The following is a 7,681-nucleotide window of genomic DNA, read 5'->3' as shown; positions in this document are numbered from 1 at the left end:
CCTGTTCCCTGTTCCCTGTTCCCTGTTCCCTGTTCCCTATTCCCCCAACAACCCCTCCAACGTCGACAACAACTCCGGCTGCGAGAGAGGTTTCGTCAAATAGCCGGTACAGCCGAGTTCCTTGGCAATTTGCTGATATTTTTGGCTACTGTGGGAGGTTAGCATGACAATCGGTAATTGGGCCAATTCTCCTCCCTGGCGACAATAGGTGAGGAACTCAAACCCGTTCATATGGGGCATTTCGATATCGCACAGGGCCAGGGCAATCTCAGGATGATCTCGAAGTTGAGAAATCGCCTCCTGACCATCTCGGGCCTGAACCACCTCATAGCCAGCATCTCGTAAGGTAGCCGTGAGGGTATGGCGGAGGTTAATCGAGTCATCAATCACCAATAGCACAATTGACTCGCGGACGGCTTCACTGGCCGCCGGAGAGAGGGACAGAGGTGAGGGTCCCCCGTTAGATTGACTGGGTTGGCCGAGGGTAAAACGTGAGGTGGTTTGGGTATCGCCGCTAAACTGGGTTCGAGAGACAATGTTTTGCGGTAAAACGGGACCCGCCTGAGTTTGGAAGATTTCCCCGCCATCGATGACCAAGGCCAGACGACTATCACTGAGGATACTACAGCCATAGACATAAGGCGGTGGCGCGATCGCCTGGCCCAGCGGACGAATCACCAACTCCTGTTCCCCAATAATCCGGTCAACCTCCAACCCCATTAAGCGGCCCGCCTGACGCAACAACAAAATCGGCGCACTCAAATCTCGGGAAATGGAGAGTTTGTTGGTGGTGGGTTCTTGTTTCTCCTCCACTAGAGAGGATTGATAATGCAGTAAATCCGCTAACTGACGCACCGACACCATGGTACGGGTGTCATCTTCCCCCTCCAGTTGCAAGACGCGATGATTGTCAAAATGCTTCAGATGGCCCGGTGGCGGCATGACAATTTTGTCGATAGAGTCGAGTAACAATCCATACGCAGACCCTCCCGCCTGAACCACCAGTAATTTGGCAATGGTAATTGAGAGGGGAATCTGGAGAATAAACACCGTTCCCTGGCCCGGCTGTGACTCAACGCCAATTCTGCCTTTGAGGGCCTGAAGTTGCGATCGCACCACATCCAAGCCGACACCCCGGCCAGAAATCTCGTTCACCTGGCCCGCCGTCGAGAATCCCGGTTCAAACAAGACATCTAAACTCTTCGTGGAAATAATCTGTCGCGCCTCGTCTTCCGAGAGGAACTTTCCTTCGACGGCTTTGCGACGAATCCCTTCTAAATTCAACCCCCGACCATCATCGCGCACCTCAATGGTCGTCTGGACCCCCTGATTATAGGCACGAATGGAAATCGTCCCCGCTTCAGGTTTCCCCGCCGCCAGACGGTCTTCAGCGGACTCAATCCCATGATCAAAGGCGTTACGCACTAAGTGCAGCAGGGGTTCATAGAGTTTTTGGGCGATACTCTGTTCAATTAGGAGATCGTTACCCTCCATCTCCAGCTGGACCTGTTTTCCCTGAATCCGAGACAGTTGTTGCAGCATCAAGGGGAACCGCTGTAACACTTCCCCAAAGGGCAACATCCGCACATCGACTAAGTCATCTTGCATCACAGAAAGCAATTGTTGTTGTTTTTCCATCAATTGGGCCAGTTCACGGCTACGACCGTAAATATCCTCGGTGTTTTGCTCAATTCCGCTCACTTGGCCAAAGGCCGTTTTCAGCAGTAGATGCAAATCGGCAATACTATCAAAATTAAAGCCATCGCCAGCAAGGGGGGGACTTAGAGGCGTTCCGGCCTGGGGATCTCGCCCGATTAAACGGGCCGCGTCCCCGGTGACGGTGAGGGTTCGTTCAGACCAATCGAGAAGTTGGCTGATGGTGTCTCGATGTTGATGCAGTTGCGATCGCAGCCGTACCGCCGACTGTTGTAGGGCCTCTTCTTCCATGGCCTGACGGTTGCGATCGACCAATAACTCCCCCAGACGGTGATTGAGGCGTTCTAACCCCTTGATATCCACACTCACCAACTGACGAGTGGCCCCCTCACTTCCCTGATTGGCGGCTTTCTTGTTTTTCCCAGACTCGGGAGATTGAGGCGTTTCCTCAAAAAATTCCCCCTCTTGAACGGGATCTTCGACGACATCGGAGGGGGTTTTATCCGAGAGGGGAGTACTCAGAGACGCCGCTTCGGGAGATTCCGTCGGGCCGGTTCCAGACGTCACCCCGGAACCGGCTTCTAACTCACTCTCGGGCGCCATTTCTGACTCGGAACTCGAGTTCACCTCCTCTTCATCGGCCACCATCGACTCCGCCATCGACTCCGCCATCATCTCCGGGGCCTCCTCCTCCAAATCTCCCCAAACCCCTTCGAGAAGATCCTCATCTTCGGCTAAATCTTCCTCCACGGCGGCGGTCATAAGTTGCGCAATGGCGGGAGAGTCAAGCCAGTTTTTCTCCTGTTTTGACACGGGGGGGAGGCGTTGGTAGCGATCGCCGATGGTCCGATTGAGACGACGCAGGGCCTCGACGACCATCACATCGTCATAGGTTTTCGGCTGCTGGGTATCACTGCGGTATTGAAACTTCGCCAACATCACCAACATCGAGAGTAAGGTCCAATGGCGATAGAGGGCCAAGCTTGAACTCTCTTGAGGGTCTTCAATGGAGGCTAAAAACCGCTCTAGCCATTTCTTAATCCCCGAAACAGTTTTAACCACCGTTTTTTTATGATTCACCGCTTTGCGAGGCAATTTGGGAATCATTAACTCAAAACAAAAGTTGGCCAGGGGAATCTCTTCCTCCCGCGCAAACCAAGCGGCGATCGCCCGAATCGCTCCCTCGAAAAAGTCCGCTACTGACCGCGATACCGGTTTTCCATAGCGTTTATCTGCCAAAAACTCCCGAAATTGTTTGAGTTCTACATCTAACGCCGTCTCCTCTTGGAGTGTTAAAGACTTTGCCGGGGAATTAGAACCTTTAGAATTAGAACCTTTAGGATTAGAACCTTTAGAATTAGAACCTTTAGAATTAGAGGGAATCGGACTCGGTTCTGGAGTTCCCGCCGCTAAGGCCAGCAACGCCTCAGAGGGCGATCCTCCCGAGTCGCGATCGCCTCCTAACACCTGTCGTTGTCCCTGTTGATAATCCGCCAACGCCAACTCACCAATGCGCAACACCTGATCTGGACAACGCTCTAATGCCTGTAAAACAGTCTCAGCAATCTGACTCCAACCCGACAAATTTAACGACTCACCTAAGCCAATAAATACCTCAGTTCCAGACTTTAAATTCGCGGCAACTGCCGTCGTATCTCCTTCTGCTAAAAGCGTTTCTAGTTCATCTAATCGCTGTTTTACACCAATTTCAAAAATAGATTTAGCAATATCAAACCCTAATTCTGACGAGGTTGGAATATACTCTTTTTGTCCAAAATCATCCCCTAATTTCTCTCGTAATCGAGCCAAAACATCCGCCGCCCGATTCAGTAAAATCTCCTCATCAATAGGCGTTTGATTCATCTCCGCCGTCAAGGCATTACGTAGGCATTCATAGCCCTCAAATAAAAGCCCTTCTAATTCATTATCAATGGGAATTTCTTCATTATAAAGTGCCTTAAAGGCATCTTCCATCGAATGAGAAATCGACTTTAAACCCTCAAGTCCGACATTGGCCGCCGCGCCTTTCAGAGTATGAGTTGCCCGCATCATCCCATGGACATTCTGCACCCGATTTCCGTCATGAAGTTTCAACAAGCCATCTTCTAAAGCTTGCAGCAACTCCGGAGCTTCACTCAGGAAATAAACATATCCTTGATCACGACGGCTGTTCATAAGTGAATTGTTAATACTTAAGCGTTAATCTTGAGAGTTTAGCCACAAGAGGGCGACCCCAAAGGTACGCCCCTATTCTTGCCTCTTGCCATCCCCTCTTGGGAGGGGTTAGGGGTGGGTTATGCCTCTTGCCATCCCCTCTTGGGAGGGGTTAGGGGTGGGTTATGCCTTCTCCCCTCTGTTCCCTGTTCCCTGTTCCCTGTTCCCTGTTCCCTATTCCCTTCCCCCCTAACTCACCTTAAACTGTCCCGCACTGGTTTGTAACTCTTGAGCGGTTGTCAGAGCATCCTTAAAGCGGGACGAAATGGCGATGGAGTTCTCAGAGGTTTGGTTGGCGATTTCGGCGATACCGCGCATCATCTCCGTCACCGATTGAGCCTGTTCCGTCTGCACCCGCGTCGCATCCGTAATCCCCTGCACCAACTCGCCAATTTGCCCAGTAGCGGCCACAATCTCATTCAGGGTTTGGCGTGTTTCGCCCACCAAGTTGGTTCCTTTCGTCACCTGTTCCGAGGCCATTTCCATCGCCAGGGTAACGTCTTTGGTTTCCGCCTGAATTTCCTGCACCAGATTCTCAATTTCCGTCGTCGCATCGGCGGACTGACGGGCCAGAGAACGCACCTCATCAGCAACCACCGCGAAGCCGCGTCCATATTCCCCGGCCCGGGTGGCTTCAATGGCGGCATTCAACGCCAACAAGTTGGTTTGGGTGGCAAAGTTGTTAATCAGGTTCACCACTTTGGCGATGTTTTGCGAGGATTGCGTCAATCGTCCAATCCCTTTGGCGGCGGCGGCCACGGTTTGGCGAATGTCGGCAATCCCTTCGACGGTGCGGTTCATGGCATCATCTCCCGCCTCTAGGGTGCGGTTAGCCCCCTGTAGGGCCACTTCCACCTGTTGGGCATTGCCGGCGGTGGTTTGGGTGAAACCCACCACATCCTGAATGCGATCGAGGGTTTTGCTGATTTCCTCAAACTGCTTTTGCGCCTGGTCCGATAACTCCATCAGCGACGCATCGCTACTTTCGGAGGTTTGAACCACTTTCCCGGCGGCGGTTTGAACCTGCATGACGATTTTCCGTAGGCTTTGCAGGGTGTTGTTGAAGGAGTCGGCCAGGGTTCCCATTTCATCTTCGGTGACGGGAATCCGCACCGTTAAATCCCCATCTAGGGCGGGACGCACGGCCATCAACAGTTCTAAGGCTCGTTTTTGTAGTTGTTCTTTCGCGGCTTTGTCCCGTTGGGCAGCGGCTTCGAGTTGGACGGACTGCTCTTGGAGTTGTTGCAGATATTCACTCTGTTGGATGGCGACGCCGAGTTGGGTGCCGATTTGTCGCAGTAGGGTGACTTCTTCGTTTTCCCAATTGCGAGGGCCGTCGTTTTGGTAGGCGGCCAACAGTCCCCAGAGTTTTGAGCCTTTGAAGATGGGGACGATCGCATAGGCGCGACATTGGTATTGTTCGAGGACTTCGAGATAACAGGTGGTGAACCCGGCCTGATAGATATCCTCGACAGCAAAGGCCTGTTGACTTTGGAAACGTCCCCCTTCGGTTTCTTGCAGATAGGTATCTCGACTGGCGGGGCCGCTCGATTGGGGGGCCAGTTGGCCCGACTGTTGCCGCTCAATCAGGCTCGTCATCTTGTCGCATTGGCTGACGTTCTCTTGGAGAGCCGGAACCTGTTGCTGTCGCTGCACCAAGGGCGACCAGGTGGCACCGACGGATTCGGCGATAAACGACCCACTCCAGTCTTCGGCAAATTGATAGACACAGACGCGATCGGTTTTCAGCAGTTGTCGCACTTCTGTGGTGGTGGTGTCGAAGATGGTGTCGAGGTCCAGGGATTCCCGGATGCGTTCGATGACTTGGGCCACGGCGCGATCGCGGTCGGCGGCCCGAGCAATGCGTTCCGATTGACGGCGCAGTTCCTGGACGGTTTCGGCTTGTTGCAGGGCGACCCCCAGTTGGTCGGCGATGCGCACTAGCAGTTGCACTTCGTCGTCTTGCCATTCGCGGGGGGCATCGTTTTGATAGGCGGCGAGAATCCCCCAGAGGGTTTCTCCTTGGAAGATGGGAACTAGGGTATAGGCGCGGGCCTCGAACTGTTCGAGGAGTTCGACGTGGCAAGGATCATGGCCGGCTTCGTAGATATCGGTGACGGCGTAGGTTTCCCGGTAGGCGTAGCGTCCCCCTTGGTTCTCTTCGAGGTAGGTATCTTTCCAGACGCGGTCGACTTCGGGACCCACCAGTTTCCCCCAGCCGGGGGTGACGGACTCAGCCACAAACTGACCGCTGAAGTCGGGGTTAAATTCATAGACGGCGACGCGATCGCATTGCAGCAACAGCCGCACTTCTTTGGTGGTGACGTTAAAGATACTGTTGATATCCAAGGATTGACGGATGCGGTCAATGACTTGGGCCACGGTGCGATCGCGATCGGCCGCTTGGCTAATGCGATCGGACTGACGACGCAGTTGGGACACGGTTTCGGCTTGTTGCAGGGCCACCCCCAGTTGGTCGGCGATACGCTGCAACAGGTCCACTTCGCTGTTTTGCCATTCGCGGGGGCCATCGTTTTGATAGGCGGCCAAAATTCCCCAGAGATGTTCTCCTTGGAAGATGGGAACCAGGGTATAGGCCCGGGCCTCGAACTGTTCGAGGAGTTCGACGTGGCAGGGGTCATGGCCGACGGTGTAGATATCACTCACCGCATAGGTTTCATGGTCGGCGTAGCGTCCCCCTTGGTTTTCTTCGAGGTAGGTATCTTTCCAGACTCGTTCGACATCTTCGCCGACGAGTTTCACCCAGCCGGAGGTGACGGACTCAGCCACAAACTGACCGCTAAAGTCGGGGTTGAATTGATAGACGGCCACGCGATCGCATTTCAGCAGTAAGCGCACTTCCTTGGTGGTGGTGCGGAAGATAATATCGATGTTCAGGGATTGGCGAATCCGCTCAATCACCCGCGCTACACTACGATCGCGGTCTTGAACCCGGTCAAAGGAGTGACGCAGCCGCTCAAGGACATCCTCAACTTGCTGAGGATTCGGCTCTAGCATGGACCGGTGATGACCGTTGAGACTTTGGCTGAAGCTGATCAACTCGCTGGCCACTTGGCGCAAAATGGCAATTTCTCGCTCTGACCAAGAATAGGGATTCTGACAATGCTGAACCGACAACACCCCCCAGAGTTTTTGACCGACTTTGAGGGGAATGGTTAGGGCCGCTTGTACCTGGTAGCGGTTGAGGATTTGTTGTTGATGTGGGGTTAAGTTCGTGCGAGATTGGTCGGCGATGGAGATAAAACCCAGACTTTGGTAGTCATCGAGGGTTTCAAAGCCGAATGCTGCAATGTGGAGGCGATCGCCTAACGCGGGAGTCCAGCCTCGGCCCACGGCTTCGGCGACAACGGTTCCGGTGAGGTTGGCCCCGTTTTGACTGGTTAGGGAAAGTTCCCCTTGAGACATCCCGTTACCATTTCCGCCGCCATTGAGTCCTAATCCTGGGGTCTGGAATCCTGACGTCTGGAATTGGTCGATGAAGCTGTCAATGCTGCGATCGCAGAGGCGGTAAATTAGGGCGCGATCGCACTTAAACACCTGGCTGAGTTGCACCACCAACTCCTGACAAGCGCGTTCGAGGCTCGTCGCCGTCTGTAAGGGTTCGGTAATCTTGGCCGCCTGTTGGCGAATCGCTTTGAGTTGCTGTTCAAGGCTTTGGGCGATGGGGGCCGAGAGGTTGGCTGTGGCCGGGGAAGTGGATTCGCGAGGAGACATGGCTTAATTCGGGAGGCAAGAGACAACAGACAAACATGGAGGAGAAGGCGAAAGACCCGAGGTCAGCGGCCTTCAC

At 53.8% G+C, this 7,681-nt stretch carries 2 protein-coding genes; both read right to left on the bottom strand.

Features of this window, described 5'->3' with window-relative positions; genetic code table 11:
* Positions 1-36: 36 nt before the first annotated feature.
* Positions 37-3,831: a response regulator gene (locus R6U67_RS02365; RefSeq protein ID WP_410251063.1), complete on the bottom strand. Its 3,795-nt coding sequence runs from the start codon at positions 3,829-3,831 to the stop codon at positions 37-39.
* A gap of 228 nt (positions 3,832-4,059) precedes the next feature.
* Positions 4,060-7,605, bottom strand: coding sequence for a GAF domain-containing protein (locus tag R6U67_RS02360; protein WP_410251062.1), 3,546 nt, complete (start codon positions 7,603-7,605; stop codon positions 4,060-4,062).
* Between the last annotated feature and the right edge of the window lie 76 nt (positions 7,606-7,681).

Source organism: Sodalinema sp. (genome assembly GCF_046483825.1).
Classification (GTDB): domain Bacteria; phylum Cyanobacteriota; class Cyanobacteriia; order Cyanobacteriales; family Geitlerinemataceae; genus Sodalinema.
This window is presented reverse-complemented; position numbering and strand designations above follow the sequence as displayed.